This window comes from Rhizobium sp. BK399, assembly GCF_014194695.1.
Classification (GTDB): domain Bacteria; phylum Pseudomonadota; class Alphaproteobacteria; order Rhizobiales; family Rhizobiaceae; genus Rhizobium.
Map to the genome: position 1 here is coordinate 1 of NZ_JACIAH010000014.1, position 26,336 is coordinate 26,336.

Annotated in this window: 30 protein-coding genes; 19 read left to right on the forward strand and 11 right to left on the reverse strand. The window is 60.2% G+C overall.

Annotation, left to right across the window (positions count from 1 at the left end; translation table 11 throughout):
* Positions 1 to 104 (reverse strand): ArdC-like ssDNA-binding domain-containing protein (locus FHT97_RS31050; RefSeq protein ID WP_183864432.1); only part of this gene is annotated, 104 nt, incomplete at its 3' end.
* Between the two features lie 558 nt (positions 105 to 662).
* Between FHT97_RS31050 and FHT97_RS31055 the strand changes: the two genes are divergently transcribed.
* Positions 663 to 932 (forward strand): hypothetical protein, encoded by a 270-nt coding sequence (locus tag FHT97_RS31055; RefSeq protein WP_348649636.1) that lies wholly within the window; start codon positions 663 to 665, stop codon positions 930 to 932.
* A gap of 297 nt (positions 933 to 1,229) precedes the next feature.
* Positions 1,230 to 1,412 carry a hypothetical protein gene (locus FHT97_RS23350; protein ID WP_183757294.1) on the forward strand — a complete coding sequence of 61 codons (183 nt, stop codon included), beginning with the start codon at positions 1,230 to 1,232 and terminating at the stop codon, positions 1,410 to 1,412.
* A 454-nt stretch (positions 1,413 to 1,866) separates the two neighbouring features.
* On the opposite strand, the gene FHT97_RS23355 is transcribed toward FHT97_RS23350, so the two are convergent.
* The 4 genes from FHT97_RS23355 to FHT97_RS23370 all read right to left on the reverse strand — a co-directional run bounded on the left by FHT97_RS23355 (position 1,867) and on the right by FHT97_RS23370 (position 6,782).
* Positions 1,867 to 2,430, reverse strand: a complete 564-nt coding sequence (locus FHT97_RS23355; RefSeq protein ID WP_183757295.1) for a hypothetical protein — start codon at positions 2,428 to 2,430, stop codon at positions 1,867 to 1,869.
* A 767-nt stretch (positions 2,431 to 3,197) separates the two neighbouring features.
* Positions 3,198 to 4,184, reverse strand: coding sequence for an alpha/beta hydrolase (locus FHT97_RS23360; RefSeq protein ID WP_246712745.1), 987 nt, complete (start codon positions 4,182 to 4,184; stop codon positions 3,198 to 3,200).
* A 210-nt stretch (positions 4,185 to 4,394) separates the two neighbouring features.
* Positions 4,395 to 5,225: an endonuclease/exonuclease/phosphatase family protein gene (locus FHT97_RS23365; RefSeq protein ID WP_183757297.1), complete on the reverse strand. Its 831-nt coding sequence runs from the start codon at positions 5,223 to 5,225 to the stop codon at positions 4,395 to 4,397.
* Between the two features lie 93 nt (positions 5,226 to 5,318).
* Positions 5,319 to 6,782 (reverse strand): phosphatidylserine/phosphatidylglycerophosphate/cardiolipin synthase family protein, encoded by a 1,464-nt coding sequence (locus FHT97_RS23370; RefSeq protein ID WP_183864434.1) that lies wholly within the window; start codon positions 6,780 to 6,782, stop codon positions 5,319 to 5,321.
* A gap of 247 nt (positions 6,783 to 7,029) precedes the next feature.
* Here FHT97_RS23370 and FHT97_RS23375 point away from each other — a divergent pair, with 247 nt between their 5' ends.
* The 5 genes from FHT97_RS23375 to FHT97_RS23395 all read left to right on the forward strand — a co-directional run bounded on the left by FHT97_RS23375 (position 7,030) and on the right by FHT97_RS23395 (position 9,850).
* A complete protein-coding gene (locus tag FHT97_RS23375) occupies positions 7,030 to 7,293 on the forward strand; it encodes a DUF2934 domain-containing protein (RefSeq protein WP_183757299.1) in 264 nt (87 codons plus the stop codon).
* A 312-nt stretch (positions 7,294 to 7,605) separates the two neighbouring features.
* A complete protein-coding gene (locus FHT97_RS23380) occupies positions 7,606 to 7,776 on the forward strand; it encodes a hypothetical protein (RefSeq protein WP_183864435.1) in 171 nt (56 codons plus the stop codon).
* Positions 7,777 to 7,879: 103 nt separating this feature from the next.
* A complete protein-coding gene (locus tag FHT97_RS23385; RefSeq protein ID WP_183864436.1) occupies positions 7,880 to 8,194 on the forward strand; it encodes a plasmid stabilization protein in 315 nt (104 codons plus the stop codon).
* Positions 8,195 to 8,230: 36 nt separating this feature from the next.
* Positions 8,231 to 8,962, forward strand: a complete 732-nt coding sequence (locus tag FHT97_RS23390) for a glutathione S-transferase (RefSeq protein ID WP_183757302.1) — start codon at positions 8,231 to 8,233, stop codon at positions 8,960 to 8,962.
* A 93-nt stretch (positions 8,963 to 9,055) separates the two neighbouring features.
* On the forward strand, positions 9,056 to 9,850 hold the full coding sequence (locus tag FHT97_RS23395; protein WP_183757303.1) for an SDR family oxidoreductase: 795 nt from the start codon (positions 9,056 to 9,058) through the stop codon (positions 9,848 to 9,850).
* A 61-nt stretch (positions 9,851 to 9,911) separates the two neighbouring features.
* Here FHT97_RS23395 and pcaF read toward each other — a convergent pair whose 3' ends face one another.
* Genes pcaF through FHT97_RS23410 form a run of 3 tightly spaced genes read right to left on the reverse strand, consistent with a single transcriptional unit; the run spans position 9,912 to position 12,760 of the window.
* Positions 9,912 to 11,117 carry a 3-oxoadipyl-CoA thiolase gene (gene pcaF / locus FHT97_RS23400; RefSeq protein WP_183864437.1) on the reverse strand — a complete coding sequence of 402 codons (1,206 nt, stop codon included), beginning with the start codon at positions 11,115 to 11,117 and terminating at the stop codon, positions 9,912 to 9,914.
* On the reverse strand, positions 11,118 to 11,900 hold the full coding sequence (locus FHT97_RS23405) for a CoA-transferase subunit beta (protein ID WP_183757305.1): 783 nt from the start codon (positions 11,898 to 11,900) through the stop codon (positions 11,118 to 11,120).
* 11 nt (positions 11,901 to 11,911) lie between these two features.
* Positions 11,912 to 12,760 carry a CoA transferase subunit A gene (locus FHT97_RS23410; protein WP_183757306.1) on the reverse strand — a complete coding sequence of 283 codons (849 nt, stop codon included), beginning with the start codon at positions 12,758 to 12,760 and terminating at the stop codon, positions 11,912 to 11,914.
* A 128-nt stretch (positions 12,761 to 12,888) separates the two neighbouring features.
* On the opposite strand from FHT97_RS23410, the gene FHT97_RS23415 reads away from it, so the two are divergent.
* Positions 12,889 to 13,644 carry an IclR family transcriptional regulator C-terminal domain-containing protein gene (locus tag FHT97_RS23415; protein ID WP_183757307.1) on the forward strand — a complete coding sequence of 252 codons (756 nt, stop codon included), beginning with the start codon at positions 12,889 to 12,891 and terminating at the stop codon, positions 13,642 to 13,644.
* Here the strand turns inward: FHT97_RS23415 and FHT97_RS23420 are convergent.
* Complete coding sequence (locus FHT97_RS23420) at positions 13,641 to 14,528, reverse strand: helix-turn-helix domain-containing protein (protein WP_183864480.1); 888 nt, start codon at positions 14,526 to 14,528, stop codon at positions 13,641 to 13,643. The two genes, FHT97_RS23415 and FHT97_RS23420, sit on opposite strands and share 4 nt — an antisense overlap.
* Before the next feature lie 114 nt (positions 14,529 to 14,642).
* On the opposite strand from FHT97_RS23420, the gene pobA reads away from it, so the two are divergent.
* On the forward strand, positions 14,643 to 15,815 hold the full coding sequence (pobA, locus tag FHT97_RS23425; protein WP_183757308.1) for a 4-hydroxybenzoate 3-monooxygenase: 1,173 nt from the start codon (positions 14,643 to 14,645) through the stop codon (positions 15,813 to 15,815).
* 421 nt (positions 15,816 to 16,236) lie between these two features.
* Here pobA and FHT97_RS23430 read toward each other — a convergent pair whose 3' ends face one another.
* Positions 16,237 to 16,665, reverse strand: a complete 429-nt coding sequence (locus tag FHT97_RS23430; protein ID WP_183757310.1) for a lipocalin-like domain-containing protein — start codon at positions 16,663 to 16,665, stop codon at positions 16,237 to 16,239.
* A gap of 68 nt (positions 16,666 to 16,733) precedes the next feature.
* Positions 16,734 to 17,657: a pca operon transcription factor PcaQ gene (pcaQ, locus tag FHT97_RS23435; protein WP_183757311.1), complete on the reverse strand. Its 924-nt coding sequence runs from the start codon at positions 17,655 to 17,657 to the stop codon at positions 16,734 to 16,736.
* A gap of 148 nt (positions 17,658 to 17,805) precedes the next feature.
* Here pcaQ and pcaD point away from each other — a divergent pair, with 148 nt between their 5' ends.
* The 10 genes from pcaD (at position 17,806) to FHT97_RS23485 (ending at position 26,185) form a co-directional block, all read left to right on the forward strand.
* A complete protein-coding gene (pcaD, locus tag FHT97_RS23440; RefSeq protein WP_183757312.1) occupies positions 17,806 to 18,615 on the forward strand; it encodes a 3-oxoadipate enol-lactonase in 810 nt (269 codons plus the stop codon).
* On the forward strand, positions 18,612 to 19,025 hold the full coding sequence (gene pcaC / locus FHT97_RS23445; RefSeq protein ID WP_183757313.1) for a 4-carboxymuconolactone decarboxylase: 414 nt from the start codon (positions 18,612 to 18,614) through the stop codon (positions 19,023 to 19,025). The genes pcaD and pcaC overlap by 4 nt, the downstream gene beginning before the upstream one ends.
* 3 nt (positions 19,026 to 19,028) lie before the next feature.
* A complete protein-coding gene (pcaH, locus tag FHT97_RS23450; RefSeq protein WP_183757314.1) occupies positions 19,029 to 19,778 on the forward strand; it encodes a protocatechuate 3,4-dioxygenase subunit beta in 750 nt (249 codons plus the stop codon).
* Complete coding sequence (pcaG, locus tag FHT97_RS23455) at positions 19,778 to 20,392, forward strand: protocatechuate 3,4-dioxygenase subunit alpha (protein WP_183757315.1); 615 nt, start codon at positions 19,778 to 19,780, stop codon at positions 20,390 to 20,392. The genes pcaH and pcaG overlap by 1 nt, the downstream gene beginning before the upstream one ends.
* 15 nt (positions 20,393 to 20,407) lie before the next feature.
* Entirely contained in the window at positions 20,408 to 21,457 is a 1,050-nt protein-coding gene (locus FHT97_RS23460) for a 3-carboxy-cis,cis-muconate cycloisomerase (protein WP_183864438.1), read from the forward strand.
* 127 nt (positions 21,458 to 21,584) lie between these two features.
* Complete coding sequence (locus FHT97_RS23465; RefSeq protein WP_183864439.1) at positions 21,585 to 22,757, forward strand: ABC transporter substrate-binding protein; 1,173 nt, start codon at positions 21,585 to 21,587, stop codon at positions 22,755 to 22,757.
* 94 nt (positions 22,758 to 22,851) lie between these two features.
* Positions 22,852 to 23,715 carry a branched-chain amino acid ABC transporter permease gene (locus tag FHT97_RS23470; RefSeq protein ID WP_183864440.1) on the forward strand — a complete coding sequence of 288 codons (864 nt, stop codon included), beginning with the start codon at positions 22,852 to 22,854 and terminating at the stop codon, positions 23,713 to 23,715.
* 13 nt (positions 23,716 to 23,728) lie between these two features.
* Entirely contained in the window at positions 23,729 to 24,727 is a 999-nt protein-coding gene (locus FHT97_RS23475; RefSeq protein ID WP_183864441.1) for a branched-chain amino acid ABC transporter permease, read from the forward strand.
* Positions 24,724 to 25,488, forward strand: a complete 765-nt coding sequence (locus FHT97_RS23480; protein WP_183757320.1) for an ABC transporter ATP-binding protein — start codon at positions 24,724 to 24,726, stop codon at positions 25,486 to 25,488. The genes FHT97_RS23475 and FHT97_RS23480 overlap by 4 nt, the downstream gene beginning before the upstream one ends.
* Positions 25,469 to 26,185 (forward strand): ABC transporter ATP-binding protein, encoded by a 717-nt coding sequence (locus FHT97_RS23485; RefSeq protein ID WP_183864442.1) that lies wholly within the window; start codon positions 25,469 to 25,471, stop codon positions 26,183 to 26,185. The genes FHT97_RS23480 and FHT97_RS23485 overlap by 20 nt, the downstream gene beginning before the upstream one ends.
* Positions 26,186 to 26,336 lie beyond the last annotated feature (151 nt).

Here is a 26,336-nt window from a genome sequence, read left to right on the forward strand (position 1 = left end):
CAGGGCTGGATCCAGGGTCGCACGCCCTGTTCGAGCTCGGCGATGATCTTGTCGGTGATGCGGCTGTATAGATCGGATCGTTGGTGAATGGGCTGTCTGCTCATGTTGGAACCTCCGTTTGAAGTCGCGACCATCGCGACCTGCTACGGCGGTCCGACAGCCGGACCCGCAAGCGCTGATCCGCACCCGAAGGGCCGAAACGAAGGTGGAGGACGGCAAAGCTGTTGCGGGACTGCGCGGGGCCTGGCAGGACCAACAGCCGGGGCAGGACGCGAGGCGCGGCCATGACCGGAGGAGAGGTACAGGAAGGGCCTCACGAAGGCCGACCCTCAGGAACGGCAGACTGACAGCAGCGCATTCGAGAGGACGGCGGGAGCATCGCTATCGCCGGACCGTAATCCGAAGACGAGGGATTTGCCTGCGGCTGCCAGAGCGGAAGGACGATGCATGCCTGCATTCAGCCCTGATTGCCAGGAGGCGACAGGTTTGGCACGCTCAAGCTTTGGGTCTCACCAGATGAACTGCTGTTGACCGGTCACTGAAGACAGTGCGCAAGTCTATCTAATGACTGGAACAAACGATTTTTGACAGCGTAATGCCTATCGAGGCACCGCCTCCTCACGTCGAAAATCTGCAAGAATCGTCAAGGATAGGATTCCGCCGTGCCTTTGACTGCCAGAGTTTCAGACGTTGCTTCAAACGAAGATCACGTCGTCACCGCCAAGGAGGCCCTTGAAGGGTTGTATTTGTCCCTGGAACTAGAGACTGAAGCGCGCCTGGTTGCCGCAGCGGTGCGCGCCGGGTGGTCTGCCGAAGAAGCTATCGACGCGATTGATCGCCTTCGCGCCGAAGATATCAGACATTGGTCTCGCTCACTCCTCTCCAGTTGGGTGACTCGGCACATCGCGAGGGGGTTTTGTTCGGCGCGCTGATGGTTCAATTCTGCGGCCACGGGATCGGACGTGATCGTCGTGGCAGAAGCCGTAGTGTACAACCCTAACGCTTCGACGCTGATCGCGCTGCTAGTCGCGAAACACTGACAATCGCCGAAAACAGCCCGTGATCTATCGAACAGTTCAAATATAGCGGTGAACAAGGAACCGAGGGGCTGGCAAGAATCGCCAACTCATCAGTACAACTGAAGTCAGATTGGAGACGGACCTAAGTCCTAGGGCGGGAACGCTCCATGAGAACGCACGTTGAGTTTCCGTAGCAACGGAAAGAGCGACATGAGTGACAAAAATCAAGCCTTCCCTTCGCCGGCTATTTTGAATGCGTCGGTACTTGCTCTTGTCGCAGTACTTGCAGTGATGCTCTACGTCTTTGGGGTTGTCATGTCGGGCGACACCACGCAGTTGACCGGGAGTGTCCGCGGCGCAGATATCATTGACACGAGAGACGTACCGAAGTGACTTTGACCAAGGCTGCGGGGCCGCCCTTCTGACGTGTGGCGGAGTCTTGAGAATGATGGTCTTGATGCAGAGGCGGTGCTCTCGGTGACCATAGGCTCTTGCATGCCTGAGGTTGGGCTCGTGCAATCTTGAGGCTCGGCGAAGCCGCGAAGCTGGGTCCCAGTCGCGCTGCGATAGTGCCACCACCGATCGAGATTGGTCGTTTGACTTCTTCAGCCGAGGCAAAGGCGTCTTTGTCTGAACTCAATTCGAGTCAGTTACGTCGTAAATGCGGTCGGGACCTTGACGACAGAACCAAACCGCCAGGCTCCTGACGACAGGGCCGATGCTAAACGCAATTGTCGGTGATGGATTGCCCTTCGATCCAGCTCGGCATTGGCGTTCGGCCTCCCCCGGGCTTGGCCTCTCGGTAAAGAAGATAGCCGAGGGCAGGTTGGATCGTTCGATGGCGTCGTCAGTTTCTCACGCGTGTCGCGAGCATCAGTCGTAGGTCGCCGGTGATATCGGACAACCTCGTCGATGACGTCGAAACGATCTTGTATACGATCGATGGGGGGACGCCATCCTCAGCCAACATCTGCGCCGCTTCCAAAGATGCTTGCAGGTCATCCCTCCCGTGCAGATCATAGACCCGATGGACGGCAACGGCGGCAGTTTCGTCGAGGTAGAGATTTCCAGTCGCTGCCAGCCCAGCTGCTATGAAGCCGCAGGCACTTAGACAATCGCCCTTGATTAAGATCGGCTGCTGCGTGTTGGCGAACAAGTCCATTAAATAGAAGCTTTCCAGTACTTCACCCCCCGGACTGTTCATGATCACGAAACCGCGCAGCACTTCGTGTCGCTTCCGCAGATCAGCAATTACCTTGCGAATGCGCTTAACATCACCTGGCTTGATATCCCCTTCGAGGTGAATAACCCGACGCCGATCGCCGCGCTCACCGCGCAGTTCGATGGACATGGCGCTGGCGTTTGCCGAAATGCACGCGGCAACTAGAACTGACGCAATCGCGGTTTTCATGTCTGGTCTCCCCACTAGGAGCTTTCGAGGTTGCCGCTACCCTTGGTTTTTTGGAGCATCGATCGCCCCTTCTTCCGGCGCGATCCTTGTCCACCCGCTCGATCGCGGTCCTTTCCGGCGACGTCGAAAACGACGTCAGCAATTCGTCCATGATATTGAGCGTTTGAACCTGTAGAGTCACCCAAGACGGCAGCGACCTTCAGCAGCGGGTCAATCGCCTGCTTCAGTGATGCGAGCCGCTTCGACTTTCAGATCCCGGATCTTTCTCGTCAAGACAGCCAATCGGCTATGGCTGCCAGCTCGGGATTTCGTCGCTTATAGCCGTTTGCCCAGTGGTTTCGGTGGCTTAGGTGTAGTTGGCTCTTACAGGAGGTCGGCGACCGTCCGGCCCGTCGCCAGAGCAGTGCGTTTTTCACAGTTGCCGCGGCACGTTGGCGCCTTCCTTCGTTGCCGCAACGGCGCTCTCTAGGCAAGGCTGTTTGCAGGGCTCATTGGTGACGGTCAGATGGATTTGGGGATTTGTTTCCCGATTGTTCAGCACTCGAAACCCGTGGGGACGCCCAGGCTAGTCTCGAAAGCAGGATCTTAAAAAACGATGTTATTTGCCGACCTGCGTGAAAGTCGTCCGATTTATGCATCTGCCTTCGCTTGGTCGCAGCGTGTAGATAGAAGCGGCCTGCGTACCCGTGCGAGAGCGAATTCTATCGGCCGCGTAGGACTTTTGAAAAAACTGATGGAGTTTACGAGAAGCCTGAGCCCGCTGCCTATTACTTGGGCTTGTCCGCGAAATGCTCGATCGCATAGTCTGCGATCTGTTGGTTCGATTTCCTTGCGTCATCGAGCAGGGAGGGGAATAACTGCCACTGATGAACCATGCCTGGCCAGATCTCCGTCCTGACGTCCACGCCGGCCGTCTTCGCTCTGTCAGCTAGACGCAGGGTATCGTCCAGAAGGGCGTCACCAGATCCAACCTGCAATAAAAGTGGGGGAAATCCCGTCATGTCCGCATAAAGCGGCGATATAAGGGGATCGCTGGGTGAGCGGGTGCCGAGATAGGCGTTACGGATCAATGTAAGTTGATCTTTGCCGATGAGTGGATCAGTATTGTTTGCTGCCAAGGACGCAGCTGTGGCCACGAGATCGGTGATCGGGCTCATCGCAACCACTGCAGCGGGTAGCTGTCCGCTCACCCGCATTTGCCGCAGCGTGGCTTCGATCGCAAGATTTCCGCCTGCGGAATCGCCGACGATGACGATGTTGCCGCTCTCATAGCCGGAATCGAGAAGCCATCTGTAAGCACTAAGTGCGTCGTCGATCTGGGCGGGATAAGGGCTATCGGGCGCGAGGCGATAGTCGACCAGAAGAACGTCCGCTGAAGCCGCCTTCGCGAGCGACCCAGCGATCGCACGGTGTGTGCGCAATGAACCGCTATAGAAGCCGCCACCGTGAAGATAGAGGATGGCGCGCCGCCCGAGCGGATGATGCAGCCTTGCTGGCCAGATAAGCTGTGCATCGACACCGCCGACATCTACCGATCTGATTTGCACTCGTGTTGGCTCGGGGGTGGATTCCATGAGATCTTCGAAGGCCCGACGGCGGTCGCGAAGACTGTCGGCGTCAGCGTAGTATTTCTTGATGGTGTCGACGAGCTTGCGGACCTGTTCCTTGGATCCCTCAGTCTGTGGAGTTGGACCCGCGGCCATCGCTGCGCTTGATGAGATCCCGACGATCAGACATGCGGCTAGCCACGTCATCAAGGTAATTTTTGAAATCGGTGCCAAGCGCCTCGAGGCGTCTTTGTCCTGCGAACCCCCGGCCAATTGCAGCACCATCCAGCTCCCTATCAAAGCTATCTCGAGATGGGCAGAGCCTGCCACGGCATCAGGCAGTGTCAAGTCATCGCAGAGGTAAAGGGGATGGCTCGTTCCGGCACGACAAGTTTGCGAACGGGCTCAGGAAGGTGCTCAACCTTTCGCGGTGAGCTCCTCAACACGTTTGAGATTGACCACGGCCTTGATGGGCAGATGATCTGAAGCGACCCGAGCAAGCGGCGTATCATGCGCCTCGACGGCTGTCACAACACCCCTTCGGTTTGCCATGATCCGATCAAGTGCCAGGACCGGAAGTCGCGCGGGAAAGCTCGGCACGGCCGTCGGCTGTGGTCCGAAGGCCGACTGAAATGTGTGCAGCGACGATCGGTCGCCAAGCCGCCATTCGTTGAGATCGCCGAGCAGGATGGTTGGGACCTCTCTTTTGTCGGCCATCAGCTGGACAAGCGTCTTGGCCTGCTGGGCCCGCGAGTGGCGTAGCAGGCCGAAATGCGCCGCGATGATCCGCAAGGCTCCGCCGTTTTCCAGATCGAGTTCGGCAACAAGGGCACCGCGCGGCTCCAGCCCCGGCAGGTTGATCTGGTGGACATCCCGCACCAATCCCCTCTTGAAGAGAACGACGTTGCCATGCCAGCCGTGAGCCTTGGCCATACCGCTGATGGGGACCGGTATCAGTCCTGTTTCCCGCTCAAGCCGGCCAAGATCCAGGATACCTGTCCTCTCACCAAACCGGGTATCTGCTTCTTGCAACGCGATGACGTCGGCATCGATTTCGTGGATCACGCGGCTGGTGCGCTCGGGGTCGAAACGACGGTCGTTTCCGATGCACTTGTGGACGTTGTAGGAGGCAATCAGCGTGCCATCGGACCGGGGTTTCTGCTCCAGATGCGCTGCATCGAGCCGCTTTTTTCGATTGCGGATCGAGGCAAGAATATTGGCGGGCAGACTGTCGTTTCTGGCATGCATCGGAGTTTCGCATGGGCTCCGTTGATCGAAGGACTCTGTCGGGATTATAGGCCCGGCACCTCAAGTTGCCACCGTTTTCACCCCAGAAATTTGCTACAAATATGGCGAGCCCAGCCAAAGCACCTTCTCGAGCAGCCGGACCAGGAAAGGGCGTGATCGCAGTCCCTCCAGCGTCACTGGAGACGCCGATTTGATGGCCTCATCGATGTGCTCATCGATCTCGTTGGCAAAGCCTTCGTTCAGCACCTCGAGGTCGATCTCGAAATTCAATCGCAGCGATCTCGGGTCGAGGTTCGAGGATCCGACATAGGACCAGACCCCGTCGATCGACAGAAGCTTGGAGTGGCTGAATGCTCCGCTCGAGCGCCAGATCCGGCAATAGCTGCTGAGGATCTGGTCGAACTGTGCCGTCATTGCCCGGTCGACAAGGACGAGGTTGTTGACCGAGGGAACCACGATGTCGACCTCCACGCCGCGCCGCGCCGCAGTCGCCAGCGCGCTGATCAGTTCCCGGTCTGGCAGGAAGTAGGGAGACATGATGCGGATCGATTTTCGGGCGATCGAGAAGGCGCCCATCAGCATCTTGTGGTTCGTCTCGACGCTTCTGTCAGGACCCGATGCCACCACCCGCATGAAGACCGGGTCGCCCGGGTTTCTCTCAGGCATTGCGGTGCGCCACGCTTGCCCCTCAAGGATTTCGCCCGTCGTGAAGCGCCAGTCTTCGGCTGCGACGTTGAAGAGATCGGCGACAACAGGTCCGGTTACGCTGAAATGGGTGTCGCGGGCGAAATCGTCCCCCGCCATTTCGCGGGTGAACCCGGCCCGTATGTTCATGCCCCCTGTCAAGGCGATACGCCCATCGACGATCAGGATCTTGCGGTGAGTGCGCAGGTTCGCATAGGGCAGGCGCAAGCCCATGATCACGTTGCCATTGAATACCGAGACGGTCACGCCGCCATCGGCAAGGTAGCCGAGGATGCTTGGCACGGAATAGCGGGCGCCTACGGCATCGATCAGGACGCGGACCTCCACGCCGCGCCTGACGGCGGCGATGAGCGCGTCGGCAATCCTCAATCCGATCGGGTCGCGATCAAAAATATAGGTCTCCAGAAGAATGCTTCGCTCCGCAGCCTCCATCGCGGTTTTCATGGCTGCATAGCAATCGTCGCCCGTCTCGAGCATGTCGATCGTGTTGCCAGTCGCGAGTGGAATACGGGCAACCCTGTCGCCGAGCGTCTGCAGGGCAGCAAAACGACGCCCGAAGCCGCTGATGACGATCTCGGTATCGGCGTCGAAGCTCTCCAGTTCGTCGAGGTCCGCTTCCGGGATGAGCGCATCACGCCGGAGGCTGAGCGACGCCCGTCGGATCCGGTTAATGCCGGCGATGGCGTAGAGAACAGCGCCAACGATTGGCGAAAGGATGATGACGCCGACCCAGCCGATTGCGGCCCTGACCTCTTCCTTGGTCATTGCGGCATGGATCGCTGCCGCTGCACCCATGGCCAGCGAAACAATGAATAGAATATGAGGCCAGTAGGTCGATATGAGATAAAACATTGAGCTGAACTATAACGCTTAAGCGGCAACGTTCAATCCGGCGCCAATGGGGAGATTTACGGCTCGGGCCGGCGACCAAATGTTGGTGGATCCGGTTACAGCATGGTCAAATAGCCGGCCTGATGCTGCAATGCGCAATTTCTTTTTGCAGTGTGTCAAAAAAAGCTTGAAACATTCGTCGTGGTCTGGAACTTTGAATATTAGGATCTAGTTACGCAACGGGCTTTACCCTGACTGGAGATCGGCGATGACGGAAACTCGGGACGAGTGGATCAGAAAGCGCGCCTATGCGCTTTGGGAAGAGGAAGGGCACCCCGCGGGGCGAGAAGTCGCTCATTGGGAACAGGCCCGGTCAGAGCGGCTTTCGCTCGAAGGATCGGCGGCTTCGGTCGACGGCAAGGAGGTCAAGACGCGCAAGCGCACGGTCTCCCCCCCGAAAACGGCTCCAGCCACCCGCAGTGTCACAAAGCCCGCGACAACGAAAAAGGCTGCCAACGGTAAATCGGCCTAACCCTTTGACTTCAGATAGAGAAGGCGTCATGCGTGACGCCTTCGTCACATGATTGCATTGCTTCTGCTCTATTGATTTTTCGGGGAGGCGCGCGCAGCGCCTTTTGAGGGAAAGACCACAGATGAGTGCGTACTGTTCCGACCTCGCAAAAAATCTGCTGAGGCAGCCTTTCGCGATGGAACCAAAATCCAGTTCCGCTGTTCATAGCGGCAACTGGAGTATTCGCCATGAGCAGAAGCTATTTCGACGTTATCCTCCTTTCCCTCGCCGTAGCGAGTTGCTACCTCCTCGTGGCGCCCATGTGAGGCCGAGATGACCGCACTCATCGTGGCAACTATCGCCTATCTCGCGTTGGCTCTTGTCCTTGTTTATGCGATCGACAACATGGTCGCGCTGTTTTTTCCCGCGACGCGTTCCGCTTCATTCGGGCTCATCACCCTCAGCAAGATGATCGCTGTTTCCCGCAAATATTATCGCAAGTAGCCTGCTACCCCGGGAAGGGGCGTCGGTTTGACGACCCCAGCAAATGACTGGAACTTTTCGTGTGCCAGCAAGTTGCCTGTTCGTTCAAGACATGGAGGCAATCATGCCACAAGGCGACAAATCCGCTTACACGGACAAGCAGAAGCGCAAGGCCGAGCATATCGAGGAAGGCTACGAGGACCGCGGCGTCTCCACCAAGGAAGCCGAACGTCGGGCCTGGGCGACTGTCAACAAGGAAAGCGGTGGCGGCAACAAATCGGGATCCGGTCGCGGCAAGAAGGATACCCACGAGTCATCCGAGAAGGGTGGACGCAAGGGGGGCGCCGCCTCCGCATCGCGGTCGGCAGCTGAGCGCTCTGCATCCGCGAAGAAGGCAGCCGCAACGCGCAAGCGTAACGAGCACCATTCGCATCACTGATTGATCCAGACTGGAATGGCTACCGGGAGGGGATCGATGGCCTATGAACTTTACTACTGGGACGGAATTCAGGGACGGGGCGAGTTCGTTCGCCTGGCGCTGGAAGAAGCCGGCGTCGATTATGTCGATGTTGCACGCCAGTCCGGCCGGGGCATGGGCACAGGCGCCATGCTGGAACTGATGAAGAGCAAGAGCGAGCCGCACATTCCGTTCGCGCCGCCGTTCCTAAGGGATGGCGACCTGATCGTCTCGCATGTCGCCAACATTCTCTTCTATCTCGGCCCGAAGCTTGGCCTTGTCCCTGACAATGAAACGTTGCGTTACATTGTGAACGGCCTGCAGCTCACGATCACCGATCTCGTGGCGGAAGTGCATGATACCCACCACCCGATCGCGACCTCACTCTATTATGAAGATCAGAAGGATGCGGCAAAAGCCCGCACGAAAGCCTTCATCGGCGAACGGATTCCAAAGTTCCTCGGGTATTTCGAACAGGTGCTGCAACAGAATCCCGGGGGATCGCGCTACATTGTTGGCGATGCATTGAGTTATGTCGACCTGTCTCTGTTCCAGGTGATCGAGGGTCTTCGCTATGCCTTCCCAAAGGCGATGAAGGCTCAAGACGGTGACTATCCCGGCCTGATTGCCTTGCACGACGCCGTCGCCGTCCGCCCCAAGATTGCCGCCTACCTGGGCTCAAAGCGAAGGCTTGCCTTCAATGAGGATGGGATCTTCCGGCACTACCCTGAGCTCGACACGACACCGTAACAGGATCGGCATTGCTCCGGTCAGCCTCCGGCTGTTAAGCTCGTCCCCACTCGCCAAATCAATCCCGCTTCATGTTCGGAGGCTATCGCTGCCATGGCAAACCTTGCTCAATTGCTTGCATCCATCAAGATCCCGGACCTCGCCGGCAGGGCCGTGCTGATCACCGGTGCGTCGACCGGCATAGGTGCTGCGCTTTCGCGCGCCTTTGCCGCCCAGGAGATGAAGGTTGGCATTCATTACAATGCAAGCCGGGAACCGGCCGAAGCGCTCGCGGAGGAAATCCGGGCGACTGGCGGCACGGTGCACCTCGTGCACGGCGACGTGTCGAAAGAGGGCGAAACGGAGCGCGTTGTCGAGGAGACCGCGAGGACCTTCGGCCATCTCGATGGGCTGGTGAACAATGCCGGCGGTATGCTCGGCCGCAAACCAACCTCGGAGTATACCGACGAACACTATGAGAAAGTCATGGATCTGAATGCCCGTTCGGTTCTCGCCGCGACACGCGCGGCCCACCCGTGGCTGAAGAAGCAGGGTGGCTTCATTATCAACACGACTTCGATCGCGGCACGCAACGGCGGTGGCAATGGCGCGGTGCTCTATGCCGCATCAAAGGGCTTCGTTTCGACCATTACCCGCGGACAGGCCAAGGAATTCGTCCCGGATCGCATTCGCGTCAATGCCGTCGCTCCTGGGGTTATCGCTACCCCCTTTCACGAGCGATACACCAATGACGAACAGATGGAGTTGCAGCGGAAGTCGATACCGATGGGCTTCGTTGGGACGCCGGAGGACTGCGTCGGCGCTTACCTCTTCCTCGCATCGCCAACACTGTCAGGCTACGTGACGGGCCAGATCATCGAGGTCAACGGTGGCCAGCTGATGCCTTGATGCGGCACTGAGGATTTGGTGACCGGCGCCTGTTCGACGCCGGTTCCCGGTTTCGATGGGCTTAGACGCGCTCGAGAGCGATCGCAATGCCTTGGCCGACGCCGATGCACATTGTGGACAGCGAGTAGCGTCCGCCGGTTTCCTTGAGTTCCAGCGCGGCAGTGCCGGTAATGCGCGCACCGGTCATGCCGAGCGGATGGCCGAGAGCGATCGCCCCGCCATTGCGGTTCACACGAGGATCATCATCGGCAATCCCCAGTTCCCGGAGCACGGCAAGGCCTTGCGACGCGAAGGCTTCGTTGAGTTCGATGACGTCGAACTGGTCCTGCTTCATGTGAAGACGGGCCATCAACTTCTGGGATGCAGGCACAGGACCAATGCCCATGATGCGCGGTGGGACGCCGGCGGCGGCTCCCCCGAGAATTCGTGCGATCGGTCTCAGTCCGTATCTTTTCGCGGCAGCCTCGCTGGCGATCAAGAGAGCGGCGGCGCCGTCATTAACGCCGGAGCTGTTTCCTGCAGTGACCGTTCCGCCTTCCTTTCTGAAGGGCGTGGAGAGTTTCGCGAGTGCCTCCATCGTGGTTGCCCGCGGATGCTCGTCCTTGCCGACGACAATGGGATCGCCCTTGCGCTGCGGGATGGTCAAGGAGGTGATTTCTGTTGCGAGCCGACCGCTGGCCTGTGCGGCGGCGGCCTTGGCCTGGCTGCGGACAGCGAAGGTGTCCTGGTCTTCGCGCGAGACTTTGTAGTCAGCAGCGACATTCTCGCCGGTCTCCGGCATGGAATCGACGCCATATTGCTGTTTCATCAGCGGATTGACGAAACGCCAGCCAATCGTCGTGTCATAGATCTCGGCGTTGCGTGAGAAAGCCGTCTCAGCCTTCGGCATGACGAACGGCGCGCGCGACATGCTTTCGACGCCTCCAGCAATCATGAGGTCTGCCTCGCCGGCGCGGATCACCCGGGCGGCGGCGATTACAGCGTCCATGCCCGAGCCGCAGAGCCGGTTGATGGTGGTCCCTGACACGGACATGGGAAGGCCTGAGAGCAATATCGACATGCGGGCGACATTGCGGTTGTCCTCACCCGCCTGGTTGGCACACCCGAAAATCACGTCGTCAACCGCTTCCCAGTCGACGTCCCGGTTGCGCTCGGTGAGTGCCTTCAGTGGCGCCGCCCCGAGATCGTCGGCGCGAACCGATGACAGGGAGCCGCCGAAGCGGCCGATTGGCGTCCTGATGTAGTCACAAATGAAAGCGTCAGCCATTTATGCGGCCTCCTTGTTGCCCTGGTGGGCCTTCTTGGTACGTGTGTTGATGTCGCGGAGCGTTGCGAGTTCCGTCTCTGTCGGCACAGGCGTTTCGATTACCTGATCTGCGAAGCGGATTGCCCAGCCGCAATTGTCGGTGATCTGTTCGCGAGTGACGCCGTGATGGATAGAGACGACGGTGAGCTCCCTCGTCACCGGATCCGGCTCGAGGATGCAGAGATCGGTAATGACCCGGGTCGGTCCTTTTGTCTTCATCCCCAGACGCTCGCGGTGATTGCCGCCCTCGCCATGGCCCATGGAGGTGATGAAGGGGAGCTTCTCGACGAAACCACGCTTGGAAAGCGCCATGGTGATGAATATCTGCCCGCAATTGCTGGCAATTTCGGGTGCGCCACCGCCGCCTGGCAACCGGACCTTCGGATGATCGTAGGGACCGACAACAGTGGTGTTCAGATTGGCGAACCTGTCGATCTGCGCGCCGCCGAGAAAGCCTGTCGTGATGCGGCCGCCCTGCAGCCAGTAGCGAAACATCTCCGGCACGGAGACGGTAAACAGCGCGGTGTCGCAGAGCTCGCCATCGCCGATCGAAAGCGGCAAAACGTCGGGCTTGGTGCCAACCGTGCCGCTCTCGTAGATCAACGTGATGTCAGGGGCATGCGTCAGGCGGGCGACATTACAGGCGGCGGACGGCGCGCCGATGCCTACAAAGCATACGTCGTCGTTTGTGAGCGCGCGGGCTGCGGCAATGGTCATCATCTCAGTGGGGGTAAAGTCACTCATCCCGGGTCTCCTTACGCAACCTTCGTCGCATGCTTGGCAAAATCGTCAGGACTTGCCCGCAGGACATTTTCATCAATCCATGTCAGGAAGGCATCGCGTTCACGCGCGATCGCGTCCCATGCGATGTAGAAAGCATTCGAGCGGGCGTAGTAGCCTTGCGCATAGGACGGAAATGCTCCCCCCGGCACATGGGCAACTGACGTGACAGCCCAGCTAGGCAGCACGACGGAGTTCGGCGACGGCGGGTCGAGCTCGTCGACGATTTCCTCGACCGTCACGATCGAGCGTCGGGCGGCAAGGACTGCTTCCTTCTGGACGCCGACGATGCCTTCCAGGAGGACATTGCCCTTACGATCGGCGCGAAGCGCATGGATGATCGTGACATCGGGCCGAATGGCTGGAACGGCGGCAAGCACCTCGCCCGTGAAGGGGCATGTCACGGACCTGATGTTGGGATTGACTTTCGGAAGATCGGCGCCGAGGTAGCCACGGAACGTCGCAAACGGAAGGTTTGCGGCACCAGCCTCATAGGCGTTGGCCATCGCGGCATGACTATGCTCTTCGATTTCAAGCGGCCGGGGCCACTGGTTCTCCACCGCATCGCGAAAGCGGTGCAGGGAGCCGACGCCGGGGTTGCCGCCCCAGGAAAATTTCATGCCGCGCGCAGCACCTACACCGATTAGCTGGTCATAAATGATATCGGGTGTCATCCGGATCAGGAAGAGATCCTTCTTGCCCTGACGGATTACTTCGTGGCCGGCCGCGTAGGGAATAAGGTGGGTGAAGCCCTCCATGGCGACGGTGTCGCCATCCCTGACATTGTCGGCGACAGCTTCCTTCAACGATACGATCTTCGCCATATGGCCTCCCGCAGTGAGCTCTTGAATGCGGGTCAATAAGCGCCCTGCGACGGCAACCGTCAAATGTTTTTGTGCGCTATTTGACATTTGTTCGTATATCGCACAAATTGAAGCGAACGGAGGACGCCATGAGAGAGACCGACTTTGTCAGCGGGTTCGCACGGGGACTAAAGGTGATCGAGGCCTTTGAGGAGACGCGCCAGCGCCTGTCGATTGCGGAGGCCTCAAAGCTGACCGGGTTCGACCGCGCCACGGTGAGGCGGTCATTGCTGACGCTCGCCCAACTCGGCTATGCGGACTATGACGGCAAGTTCTTTGCTCTGACGCCAAAGATATTGAGGCTCGGGCATGCGTATCTTTCGGCGACGCCCTTGCCCGTTCTGATCCAGCCGCATCTTGACCAATTGTCCGAAAAGGCAGGCCAGAGCGCCTCTGCATCCGTCCTCGAAAATACCGAGGTTGTCTATATCGCGCGCGCTTCCCAGCGTCGTGTCATGTCGATCAACCTGACCCCCGGCAGCCGCCTGCCCGCCTACTGTGCGTCGATGGGCCGGGTCCTGCTTGCGGCACTGCCGGAGACGGAGGCAAGGGCAATCCTTTCCCGCACCGAGCTCAAGGCGAATACGAAGAATACCAAGACCGATATCGAGGAGTTGGTTGCCGAGTTCCGGCGCGTACGCGAACAGGGCTACGCCGTGATCGACCAGGAGCTGGAGATCGGACTTTGCTCGATTGCGGTGCCTGTCGAGAATAACGGGGGCCAGACCGTCGCCGCCATCAATATCGGAGCTCCGGCCGCCCACGTGCCGGCCGCCGACATGCCGGCACTGTATCTGCCGCTGCTGAAGGAGACCCAACAGGCGCTGCGCCTGGTGCTGCGCTAGACCCCGAGCCTTGCGCGTTCCGCTATGCGCCAGGCGCGCGGGGTCCTGCCGGTCTCCTTCAGAAAGAACCGCGAGAAATAGGCAGGATCGGAGAAGCCAAGCCGATAGGCGATCTCCTGCACGTTGCCCGAGGTGAAGACGAGTTCGCGCTTCGCCTCATCGAGAAGCTTGCGCGCGATCAGTTCGTGAGGGCCAAGGCCGGTCGCAGCGCGCACGATGCGGTTCAGGTGCGTCGGCGAAATTCCGATTGCCCTGGCATAGAAGGCAGCCGGTTCATGCGATCGAAAATGCCGGTGGATGAGGTCTTGAAGCGCCTCGATACGTCGCTCGTTCTCGCTGGCAGCAGTATCGTCTTCCCGGACTTTGGAAGAAAGTCGTGCCGTCAGAAGCAGGGCCGATGTCAGATAGGATTCCAGGAGATCGTTGCGCCCGGCCCGCCGATGCGGGAATTCATGCCCGAGCCGCATCAGGCAGGCGGCGATATGCCCGGCATCCTCGTCATCCGGATCAAGCGAAGTCAGATGCGGCAATGCCATCCATGCACCGAGCCGGCTGCGGTCGCCCGGGATCGCCTTCAGATGCGAGTTCAAAACCGTGATGACGAAACCGTCGATATCCCTTGAGAACCGGAAGCCATGATCGACGCCAGGGGGAACCGTGATGACCGATCGCGGCCTGATCGGGTGCCAGAGGCTCTGGAACATCGCTTCTCCCGCACCGCCGGCAATGTACAGGATCTGAAAGAAACTGTCGTGGCGATGCGGTCGAATTTCAAAGTGATGCAGACTGCTGCGAGAGACGATGGTCTCGCAATGCAGCCAGAAATCCGGCTTTCCGGCGGCCATTTCGCCGTACAGCTCATATGTCGGAATATTCCGCACCATCCCGGCCGCCTCCCTCAGCATGTTCGAACTGTGCAATCTGATGATGGAATTGTCCATTGCTGACCGCGCCTTGCATCGTCAAAATTTGACCAAAGGCAAGTGCGGGAGGAGAGCATGCGCACGAAGGTCGCCATCATCGGCTCGGGCCCGTCTGGCCTTCTTCTCGGGCAGCTTTTGACCGAGGCCGGCATCGACAACGTCATCGTGGACCGCGTCGGAAAAGACTACATTCTGGGCCGCGTTCGCGCCGGGGTATTGGAAGAAGGAACCGTCGGCCTGATCGACCAGGCGAAGGCCGGCGCCCGCATCCACGCTGAAGGCCTTCCGCATGAAGGATTCTCCCTTGCCTTCGACGGACGCGATCACCGCATCGATCTATCTGCCCTGACCGGCGGCAAGAAGGTCATGGTCTACGGTCAGACCGAACTGACCCGCGACCTGATGGAGCGACGCGAGGCAAGTGGGGCTGTGACAATCTACGAGACAGCGAATGTCCTCCTGCATGATTTCGATGGCGCCAGCCCTTACCTGACCTACGAGAAGGACGGCAGTTCTCATCGGATCGACTGCGATTTCATCGCCGGCTGCGATGGCTTCCACGGCGTCAGCCGCAAGGCGGCGCCGGAGCGATCGCTGCGCACGGTCGAGAAGGTCTATCCCTTCGGCTGGCTTGGAATACTGGCCGAGGTTGCCCCCGTCAGCCACGAACTGATCTACGCCAACCATGCCAGAGGCTTTGCGCTTTGTTCGATGCGCTCAACGCACCGCAGCCGCTATTACATCCAGTGTGCGCTGACCGAGAGGATTGAAGACTGGAGCGATGACAGGTTCTGGGACGAGCTTCGTCGTCGGCTCCCAGTACACCATGCAGAGGCACTTCAGACGGCGCCCTCATTCGAAAAGTCGATCGCGCCGCTGCGTTCCTTCGTTGCCGAGCCGATGCGTTTCGGCCGAATGTTCCTGGTCGGCGATGCCGCCCACATCGTTCCGCCGACCGGTGCAAAAGGTCTCAATCTCGCCGCGAGCGACGTGCATTATCTCTTCTCGGGCCTCCTCGAACACTACCAGGATCGTTCGAACGCAGGCATCGACGCCTATTCCCAGCGAGCGCTTGCTCGGGTGTGGAAGGCGGTACGGTTCTCCTGGTGGATGACAACAATGATGCACCGGTTTCCCGACGCCGGTAACTTCGACCAAAGGATTCAGGAAGCCGAACTCGACTATCTGACGCATTCGAGAGCAGCAGCGACTGCGCTTGCGGAAAACTACGTCGGCCTTCCCTACTAGATCCCTTCCGACATCCACGGAAGGGTGCATGGAGAGCGGCGGTGGTAAATGCGTCCCACCGCTGCTCGCCCCGGTAACAGGGCCAGATGCGCGACTGAATGAGCGGTCGGCGATGCCCTGCACTGCGCAGTTGCTTTAGGAAAACAAAATTTCAACCAGGATCAACTGAGTGCCGTTTGGGAAGCGTCTCTCTTTCCCGTCGCGGGTCCTTAGCCATTGGAGTCGGTGTTCCACGGGCTGTGCCGATAGTACGACAGCGGGATCGGTCTTATTGCATTGAAAGCGGAACGAGTGCTGCCCCGGCCTGGATCATGCCAAGGATGTCATCAGCCTTCTTCTGCGCAAACAGCAGTTTATCCATCGCAGCGTCTGAGCGCGAATGGTGTTCAGTTCTGAAGATGAACTTCATTCGGATCCGAGATCATACCTTGCGGAACTCAAGTTCGTAGACAACTTCCTCGCCAGTCTTCGGATCGACCCCGGGGGCGCCGCTGATCTTCAGCCTGTTGCCGTCGATGGAAAACGGACGGATCAGGTCGCTAACGCCCCAGGCGGGGTTCCAGCTTGCATCGACATGGTGCACGACGCGTCCGTTCTCGAAGGTGTAGGTGCCGGCGTAGGCGAGCATGGAATCGAACAGCGCAACCTTTTCCGCGTCAGTAGGCACCTCTCCCTTGATCGCCGGCCGCTCGCGGCTAACCACGACAGCCATCACCCTCCCATCCGGATGGTAGGAGAGATAGCCGACCGGATCCGGTCCCATCGCATTCGTGACCATTCCAGTCGCGACGGCCCGACGCGTCCAGGAAATCATTCGCCATGTCCCATGTAATGCGGCTGCACTTCCCATCGTCTGGCTCCCCGGCGCAGTTGCACGCGTGTCACGATAACACGCGGTCATTCCAGGGAACAGGCCGGCTAGGCTGCGGTTGCCTCGGTTGCCGCTTCACGGATGGTATGCATCAGGATCGACAGCGGCAGTGAGGGGATTTCATCGGTACGCATTGTCAGTCCGACCGGCCCTTGCGTCTCGCTCGTATCGATCGGCAGGACCGAAAGCAGGCCATCGGCAATGTCGGTGGCAACGACGCCCGTCGAAATGATCCAGATGGCATCGCTCGTGCGCACGAAGGCGCGCCCGAAGGAATCCGAAACCGTTTCGATCTGGTTCGGCAGGCTAGCGACTCCGTTGGCGATCAGGAAGCTTTCGACGAAGGGGCGGATGATTGATGCCCGCGTCGGCATCAGCACCGTGTACTCGCTGAGGCTCGAAAACAGCGATTGTCTGGTCTTCAGCAGCGGATGACCCGCCCGAACGGCGAACACCACCTTTTCCGAATAGAGATGCTCGAAGGAAAACCCGGCCATTTTCTCGGCCCCGGCAAGCCGGCCGACGACAAGGTCAAGGTCGCCCACGCGCAGCTGCTCGAGAAGAACCGCATTCTCGCCCGTGACGATCTTGATGCGGCTCCAGGTGTTTTCCTTGAGAAACAGCTCCATCGCTCGCGGCATGATGCGCGTCGACACTGTTGGCAGTGCCCCAATGCGGATTGGCGGCGCTTCCCCGAAGCGTTCCTGACTGACCGAATCGAGACCCTGGCGAAGCGCGGTCAGTGCTGCGCCCGCATGCCTGAGAAACACATCGCCGTAACGGGTGATCCTGATGCCGCGACCATCGCGCTCGAAAACGGCAACGCCCAGCACCTCTTCCAGTTCGCGGATCGTCTTCGTCACAGCGGGTTGGCTGACATTCAGGAGATCAGCCGCCTTCATGACGCTTTTCTGGCGCGCGACCTCGACAAATGTCTGCAGATGACGAAACTTGACCCGGTTGTCGATCATGGTTCTCATAACTTGTGGGTTATCGGAATGCCATGAAATATCATTTTACCTAACCAGATTAAACATCCAATTTGATCCCGGGCCCGCGCAGATCCTCCATCAAGTCGACCCGCGGCTTGCCCGGGATTGCCGTAGGGAGGAGAAAGCCGTGCAGTTTGCCCGCATCAACGACATCGCGATCCACTACCAGCTGATCGGCGGCCCCGCCGACAAGCCGGTCATCGTCTTTTCCAATTCGCTCGGCACCGATTTCCGCATCTGGCGGGATGTGATCGTGCGCCTGGCCGGTGACTACGGGATCATTGTCTACGACAAGCGTGGGCACGGACTTTCTGACGTTGGCCAGGTTCCCTATTCGATCGAAGACCATGCCTCTGACCTTGCTGGCCTGCTCGAGCTTCTATCGGTCAGGAAGGCGATCATCTGCGGACTTTCCGTCGGCGGACTGATCGCGCAGGCGCTCTACAGCACGCGGCCGGACCTCGTGCAGGGACTGATCCTTTGCGATACCGCGCACAAGATCGGCACGGCCGAGAGCTGGAACGCAAGGATTGCGACGGTCAAAAGCAAGGGCATCGAAAGCATCGTCGACGGCGTCATGAAGCTCTGGTTCACCCCGGCCTTCAGGCGGCCGGAGAACACCGCCTACCGCGGCTACCACAACATGCTCGTTCGCCAGCCCGTCGAGGGATACATCGCCACCTGCGAGGCCATCCGCGATGCCGACTACACCGATGCTGCGGCAAAGATCACGGTGCCGACGCTCTGTGTCGTCGGGGAAGAGGACGGGTCAACTCCGCCTGATCTGGTGAAGTCGACTGCAAAACTCATTCCTGGCGCGCGCTTCGAGGTCATTCACGACGCCGGTCATATCCCCTGTGTAGAGCAGCCCGAGGCCCTGGCGGTCTTGATCCGGGCATTCATCGATAGCGCATTGCATGGAGAAACGAGCCCATGAACGAACCCCACCAGCCCTCAGAACGGTTTGAGCAGGGGATGGCCACGCGCCGCGCCGTCCTCGGTGATGCCCATGTCGACCGGGCCGAGGCAAACGCTACTCCGTTCGACAAGCCGTTCCAGGACCTGATCACGGAAGCTGCCTGGGGACATGTCTGGTCGCGCACGACCTTGTCGCGTCGCGAGCGGTCGATCGTCACCATCGCTCTGCTTGCAGCACTCGGTCAGGACGACGAGGTGGCGATGCATGTGCGTGCCACCGAAAACACCGGCGCATCGCGCGACGATATTTGCGAGGCGCTGCTGCATGTGGCGATCTACGCCGGTGTCCCGGCCGCCAATCACGCAATCAAGATTGCCAAGCACGTGTTCGAACAGATGGACGCCGGAACGGCAGTCCGAAAGGCTTAAGGGATGTCCGACCTCACCAATCGCAAGCCGGAAACAGGCGCCTTCTTTGCCCGTGACCGGGCTTGGCATGCACCAGCCCTCACGCCGGGCTACAAGACCTCCGTCCTGCGCTCGCCGCAGCGCGCGCTCCTGTCGCTCGAAGGAACGATCTCCGAGATAACTGGCCCGGTCTTCGGGCAATCGATGATCGGCGAGCTCGACAACGATCTGATCCACAACTATGCCCGGCCGGGTGAAAGTGCGATCGGCGAGCGTATCGTCGTCCACGGCCGTGTCCTCGATGAGCGCGCGCGCCCGGTACCGGGTGCCCTCGTCGAGTTCTGGCAGGCCAACGCCGGCGGCCGTTACCGACACAAGAAGGAAACCTACCTTGCCGCGATCGACCCGAACTTTGGCGGTTGCGGGCGCTGTGTAACGGACGACGAGGGGCGCTATGCCTTCAGGACCGTTCGCCCCGGCGCCTATCCGTGGCCGAATGGGGTCAATGACTGGCGGCCGGCCCATATCCATTTCTCGATCTTCGGCCACGGCTTTGCCCAGCGCCTGATCACCCAGATGTATTTCGAGGGGGATCCGATGATCTGGAAATGTCCGATCGTGGGCACCATCCCCGACAAGCGCGCCATCGAGCAGTTGATTGCGCCGCTCGACTGGGGCAACACGATCCCGATGGACGCTCGCGCCTACAAGTTCGACATCGTGCTGCGCGGACGCCGCTCGACGATGTTCGAAAACCGCCCGGAGGGAAACTGATGGTACAGGAACTCGGCTACCTCAAGGAAACGCCGTCGCAGACGGCGGGCCCTTACGTTCACATCGGGCTCACCCCCAACTTCTGTGCGATCGAAGGGGTCTACGACACCGACCTCGGCACGGTCATGGTCAACGACAAGACGCTCGGCGAGCGCATCACGGTGACAGGCCGCGTGTTCGACGGTGCGGGCGCGCTGGTGCGCGATGCCGTCATCGAAATCTGGCAGGCCGACAGCGCCGGCCTCTACAACAGCCCCTCGGAAATGCGCGGCACTGCCGATCCGAACTTTACCGGTTGGGGCCGGTGCGCAACCCGCGCGGAGGATGGCGTCTTCACCTTCGAAACCGTCAAGCCAGGTGTCGTCCCGTTCAAGGACGGACGAAAGATGGCACCGCACCTAACCGTCTGGATTGTCGCTCGCGGCATCAACATCGGCCTGCACACGCGCATGTATTTTCCCGAGGAGGTCGAGGCGAACCAGGCAGACCCGCTGCTCTTGCGCATCGAGCACCGGGACCGTGTCGATACACTGATCGCGACGAGGGAGGGGTCGACATTGACCTTCGATATCCGTCTCCAGGGCGAGCGGGAGACCGTGTTCCTCGATATTTGAGGAAGGGAACCACAGATGACCGTCTCAGCCTTTGACCACCCTTTACTGTCCGGGCTTCTCGGCGACGAAGAAATTGGCCACTATTTTTCGGTAGAGACCGATATCAGCACCATGCTTGCCTTCGAGGCTGCATTGGCAAAGGCCGAAGCGGCCGAGGGCCTCATTCCGCATGAAGCTGCCCACCACATCGGCGACGCCTGCAAGACCTTCAGGCCGGATTTTCTGGAGCTGAGGGTCGCGACAGCCCGCGACGGCGTGGTCGTTGCCGATCTCGTCAAACAGCTCCGGAAGGTCGTTGGCGATCCCTATTCCGAGTTCGTGCATCTCGGCGCCACCAGCCAGGACGTCATCGACACCAGCCTCATGGTCCGCCTGAAGGCTGTCGCCTTCCTGCTATCCAACCGGCTCTCTGACCTGTCGACCGCGTTTGACAATCTCGACAGGTCCTTTGGACACAATCCGCTGATGGGGCGGACGCGCATGCAGGCGGCGATAAAGATTACCGTTTCGGATCGCATCTGCGCCTGGCGGGCACCCATCGACTGCTATCGCGACAGGTTGACCGAGCAGCGTCTGCCCTTGCAGTTCGGGGGTGCCGCGGGCACGCTGGACAGGCTGGATGACAGGGCAGATGCGATCCGCGCGACCCTTGCCAGGGAAATCGGCCTTTCCGACATCCCGCAATGGCAAAGCCAGCGCGCTGTTATTGCCGACTATGCGGGTCTGCTGTCGCTGATCTCGGGCAGCCTCGGTAAGGTCGGCCAGGATGTCGCGCTGCTTGCGCAGGCGGGCGACGAGATCGAGCTTTCGGGCGGAGGCGGCTCCTCCGCCATGGCGCACAAGCAGAACCCGGTGGCTGCGGAAGCATTGGTGGCGCTTGCGCGGTTCAATGCAACCCTGCTGTCTGGATGCCACCAGTCGCTGGTGCACGAACAGGAGCGCTCGGGTGCTGCCTGGATGCTGGAATGGTTGATCCTGCCGCAAATGGTTATGGCATCGGCCGCATCCCTTCGGCTCGGCCTTCAACTGGCAGGAACTATCGAAAGGATCGGCGCGAAACCATAACCCCTGAACTATGATTTGCGGCTTTTATTTCATTTTACATCACCGTTTTGGGTGAGACACTATCGCCACGGTTTTGGCTCTTTGCTAATCCGGCGTGGGAGTGCGCCATCGTTATTGGGAGGATTTTATGAAACGGTTTGTCCTGGCTGCCGTCGCGGCGATCGTCATGAGCACGGCGGCCTATGCAGAGACCATCAAGGTTGGCGTGGTCGGTCCGTTCTCGGGTCCGTTTGCCCTGCAGGGTAAGAATTTCAAGGCCGGCATTGACGCCTATATGGCGATCAACGGCGCCAAGGTCGCAGACAACACCGTCGAGGTGATCTATCGCGACCTGCCGGCCGCCGATCCCGCGCAGTCGAAGGCCCTGGCGCAGGAACTGGTGGTCAAGGAGAAGGTGCAGTACCTTGCTGGCTTCTATTTCACGCCCGACGCCATGGCCGTGGCACCGATCCTGAAGCAGGCGAACACGCCGCTCGTGATCATGAATGCGGCAACATCGGCCATCGTCACGAAGAGCCCACTGGTGGTGCGCACGTCGTTCACCACGTGGCAGACCTCGACACCGATCGCCAAGGTTGCCCATGACGACGGCGTCAGCAAAGTTATTTCGGTGGTCAGCGATTATGGTCCGGGCGTCGATGCCGAGAACGCCTTCAAGGCTGCCTTCGAGAAGGAAGGCGGCAAGGTCGTCGAGGCGATCCGCATGCCGCTCTCGACCAATGATTTCAGTCCTATCATGCAGCGGATCAAGGACTCGGGCGCCCAAGGGGTGTTTGCGTTCCTGCCCTCAGGCCCGACTACGCTCGGCTTCGTCAAGGCCTACAACGAGAACGGCCTCAAGGCTGCCGGCATCAAGTTCTTTGCTCCTGGCGACCTGACGCAGGAATCCGACCTTCCGGCCCTCGGCGATGCCGCTCTCGGCATCAAGACGACCTTCCATTATGCCGTCTCGCACGACTCGCCCGAGAACAAGGCCTTCGTCGAGGCTGCGGCAAAGGCGATCGGCAACAAGGCGGAACTCTCCTTTCCAGCCGTCGGTGCTTATGACGGCATGAATGTCATCTACAAGATGATCGAGGCAACCGGCGGCAAGCAGGATGCGGCCAAGGCCGTCGAAGCGGTCAAAGGCCTGACCTGGGTCAGCCCGCGCGGTCCGGTAACGATCGATCCCGAGAGCCGCCATATCACACAGAACATCTACCTGCGCGAGGTGACGAAGGCCGACGATGGCACCTATTACAACAAGGAGATCCAGACGTTCGAAAAGCAGGGCGACCCTGGCCTTGCGGCCGCCAAGTAAAGGCCTTTGATCCTGCGGCCGGAGAGGAAAGTCTGCAGCGCAAAAGCTGCAGGCGGGCTTGCCTGCCGCGCCCAAACAGCATCGGGATAGCCTCATGCAAACTGTCTTCAGCATAGCCGTCGATGCGCTCGCCTATGGCATGGTACTGTTCGTCATCTCGATCGGTCTGTCGGTGACGATGGGGTTGATGCGGGTCGTCAATCTCGCGCACGGCGCATTCGCCATGATCGGCGGCTACATTGCCTCCTATGCTGCGCGCGACCTCGGGCTTGGCTACGGCATCGCTGTCCTTCTGGCGGTTGTCGGCACCGTCATTATCGCGGTTCCTATCGAACGCTTTCTGTACCGGCGCATCTACGGAGCGCCTGAGCTGACGCAGGTGCTGATGACCATCGGCATCACCTTCTGCATCATAGGCATTGCCAACTATGTGTTCGGCCCGACGCTGAAGACGATCCCCCTGCCGCAAGATCTTCAGGGCTCGGCCGATCTCGGGTTCCGGACAATTCCCGTTCACCGACTCTTCGCGATTTTCTGCGGGCTCGCTGTCGCCGCCGGTCTCTGGTATGCGATTGAAAGAACCAGCTTCGGGGTCAAGCTGCGCGCCTCCGTCGACAATGCCGCCATGGCGGCTGCACTCGGGGTGCGCACCGAAATCATCTATGCCTTAAGTTTTGCCGTTGCCGTCGGCCTTGCCGCCTTCGGCGGCGTGGTCGGCGCGGAACTGCTGCCCGTCGAACCCTACTATGCCCTGAGGTACATGGTGACCTTCCTTGTCGTCGTCTCGGTCGGCGGCGCGGGCTCGATCCCCGGCGCACTCGTTGCCTGCCTGCTTCTCGGTGCTGTCGACACGACCGGGCGTTACCTCATGCCGGAATTCGGCGAATTCTTCTTCTACCTCGCGGTCATCGCCATCATCTGCATCTTTCCGCGTGGCCTTGCGGGGAGGATGAAATAGATTGGCTGCCGTCATGAACACCGAAAGAGCCCTGCTTGCTCAAGCCCGCCCGCGCCGTCAGGCGGGACGGGATCTGGCGGGCGTTGCCGTCATTACCATTGCTGCCGTCATCGGCTACCTGCTTTTCCCAGACAATCTGGCCCTGCTCACCCGCATCGTCGCAGTCGCCCTGCTTGTCCTGTCGCTTGACCTCGTCACCGGCTATTGTGGCATCGCGACGCTCGGCCATGCAGCCCTCTTCGGATCGGGCGCATATGCGGCCGGCATCCTGTCGGCGCACTACGGCATCAATGATCCCCTGCTGATGACGCTGGCAGGCGTCCTCGGCGGCGCGCTCGCCGGGCTCGTCAGCGGCGTGGTCATCCTGCGTGGCCATGGCCTTCCCCAACTGGTGCTGTCTATCGCCCTCATCCATCTCTTCCACGAATTCGCCAACAAGACATCAAGCTGGACCGGCGGCAGTGATGGCCTGTCCGGCATTTCCGCTGACCCGATCTTCGGTACGTTCGAATTCGATCTCTACGGCCACACCGCCTATGTTTTCGCGATCGTCCTGCTTGTTCTCGTCTTCGTGCTTCTGCGCCTTCTCGTACGCTCGCCCTTCGGCATGTTGTGTCGCGGGATCAAGGAGGATCCGGTGCGCATCCGCGCCATGGGTGCCTCGCCGAAGGCAGCGCTGTTGAAGATGTACGTCGTCTCCGGCGCCGTTGCGGGCGTCGGAGGGGCATTGAACGCCATCACCACGCAGGTGGTTGGTCTGGACAGTCTCTCCTTCACGCTGTCGGCCGAATCGCTGGTCATGCTTGTCCTCGGTGGAACGGGCTCGCTGTTCGGCGCGCTTTCGGGAACCGTCATCTTCATGCTGTTTGAGGACTATGTCTCGGCGGCAAACCCGTTTCACTGGCTGACCATGGTGGGCGTGCTTTTGATCGCGGTGGTCCTGTTTGCGCCGAAGGGGCTTTACGGTTCCGTTGCAGCCCTGCTCGGCCGCAGAAGGGAGGCGGGAGAATGAGCGCCGTCTTCGAAGTCATCAACCTCAGGAAGTCCTTCGGCGGGCTTGCTGTGACGAACGACGTCTCCCTGTCGATGGAGCCAGGCGACCGGGTGGCGCTGATCGGACCAAACGGCGCGGGAAAGACCACTTTCGTCAATCTGGTGACGGGCAATCTGAAGCCCGATTCCGGAGATGTCCGGCTTGCTGGCGAAATCGTCACCAGGGTTGGCGCCAACGGCCGCGTCCAGCGTGGCCTGGTTAGATCCTTCCAGGTCACCCGGCTGTTCCTGGAGATGACGCCCGCCGAGCACGTTGCCCTTGCCATCCTCCAGCGCCGCAGACGTTCTGGTCGCATGTTCGGGAATTTCCTTTCCATGCCTGATGTGATGGACGAGGTGAATGACCTTCTTTCCACACTCGGCATTGCGCATCTGATGCACCGCAGGGTGAACGAGATCGCCTATGGCCAGCAACGGCTTCTCGAAATCGCCGTTGCCATGGCTCTCAGGCCGAAGGTACTGCTCCTCGACGAGCCGGCGGCCGGCGTTCCCCAAAGCGATACCGGACGGATCGAGCAGGCGCTCGCCGACCTGCCCGCCGATCTCGCCGTCCTGATGATCGAGCACGACATGGACCTCGTCTTCCGCTTCGCCAAACGCGTCGTCGTCCTCGCTGCAGGCGCGATCATCTTCGACGGGTCGCCCGCTGACGTCACCAAGGATGCCTGCGTTCGCGAGGCCTATCTCGGGAGCTATGCCAATGCCAGCCACGCCGCTTGACGTCGAGAACCTGTCGGCCGGCTATGGGCCGACCCGCGTCCTCGAAAACGTTTCGTTCAAGGTTCCGGCCGGCGCACGCCTTGCGATCCTCGGTCGAAACGGCATGGGAAAGACGACGCTGCTTGCCACACTTGCCGGCCAGACCAGGCGCTACGCGGGCACGATCCGCATCGGTGCTACCGATGTGACCGCAATGGCGAGTGCAGCACGCGCCCACACCGGACTGGGCTACGTGCCGCAGGCACGATGCATCTTCCCGACATTGACCGTGGAGGAAAACCTTTTCGTCGGATTGAAGGGGCGCCCGAGAAGCGCACTGGAGGAAGCCTACGGGATGTTCCCACGCCTGAAGGAGCGGCGCCGCAACCTCGGCGGTCAGCTCTCGGGCGGCGAACAGCAGATGCTATCGACGGCACGCAGCATTCTCGGCCGGCCGTCGGTGCTTCTGCTCGACGAGCCGCTTGAGGGGCTGGCGCCCGTCATCTGCGAGGAGCTGATGACGGCCTTCGCCGAGCTGGCACGCACGGGCGACATCACAATCCTGCTTGTCGAGCAGCGGATCCAGAGCGCGCTTGACTTTGCCGACCATGTGATCGTCCTCGAACGCGGCCGCCTGGCGTTTACCGGTGCGCCGCAAACGTTGCTTGAGGATCAGGATGCAGTTGAGCGTCTTCTAGGTGTCGGCGGGTTGCACTGAGACGACGGCGGCATCCGGCGAAGATCGATACTGCCGTGATCCGGTAAGACGAATGGGTAAGGAGCCGGGATTTGTATTTTCAGGGCCGAGCAACCATTTAATGCAGGAAGGCTGCGGAACCCTGCCGCGTCCCTTGCCGGGCATCAGGGTC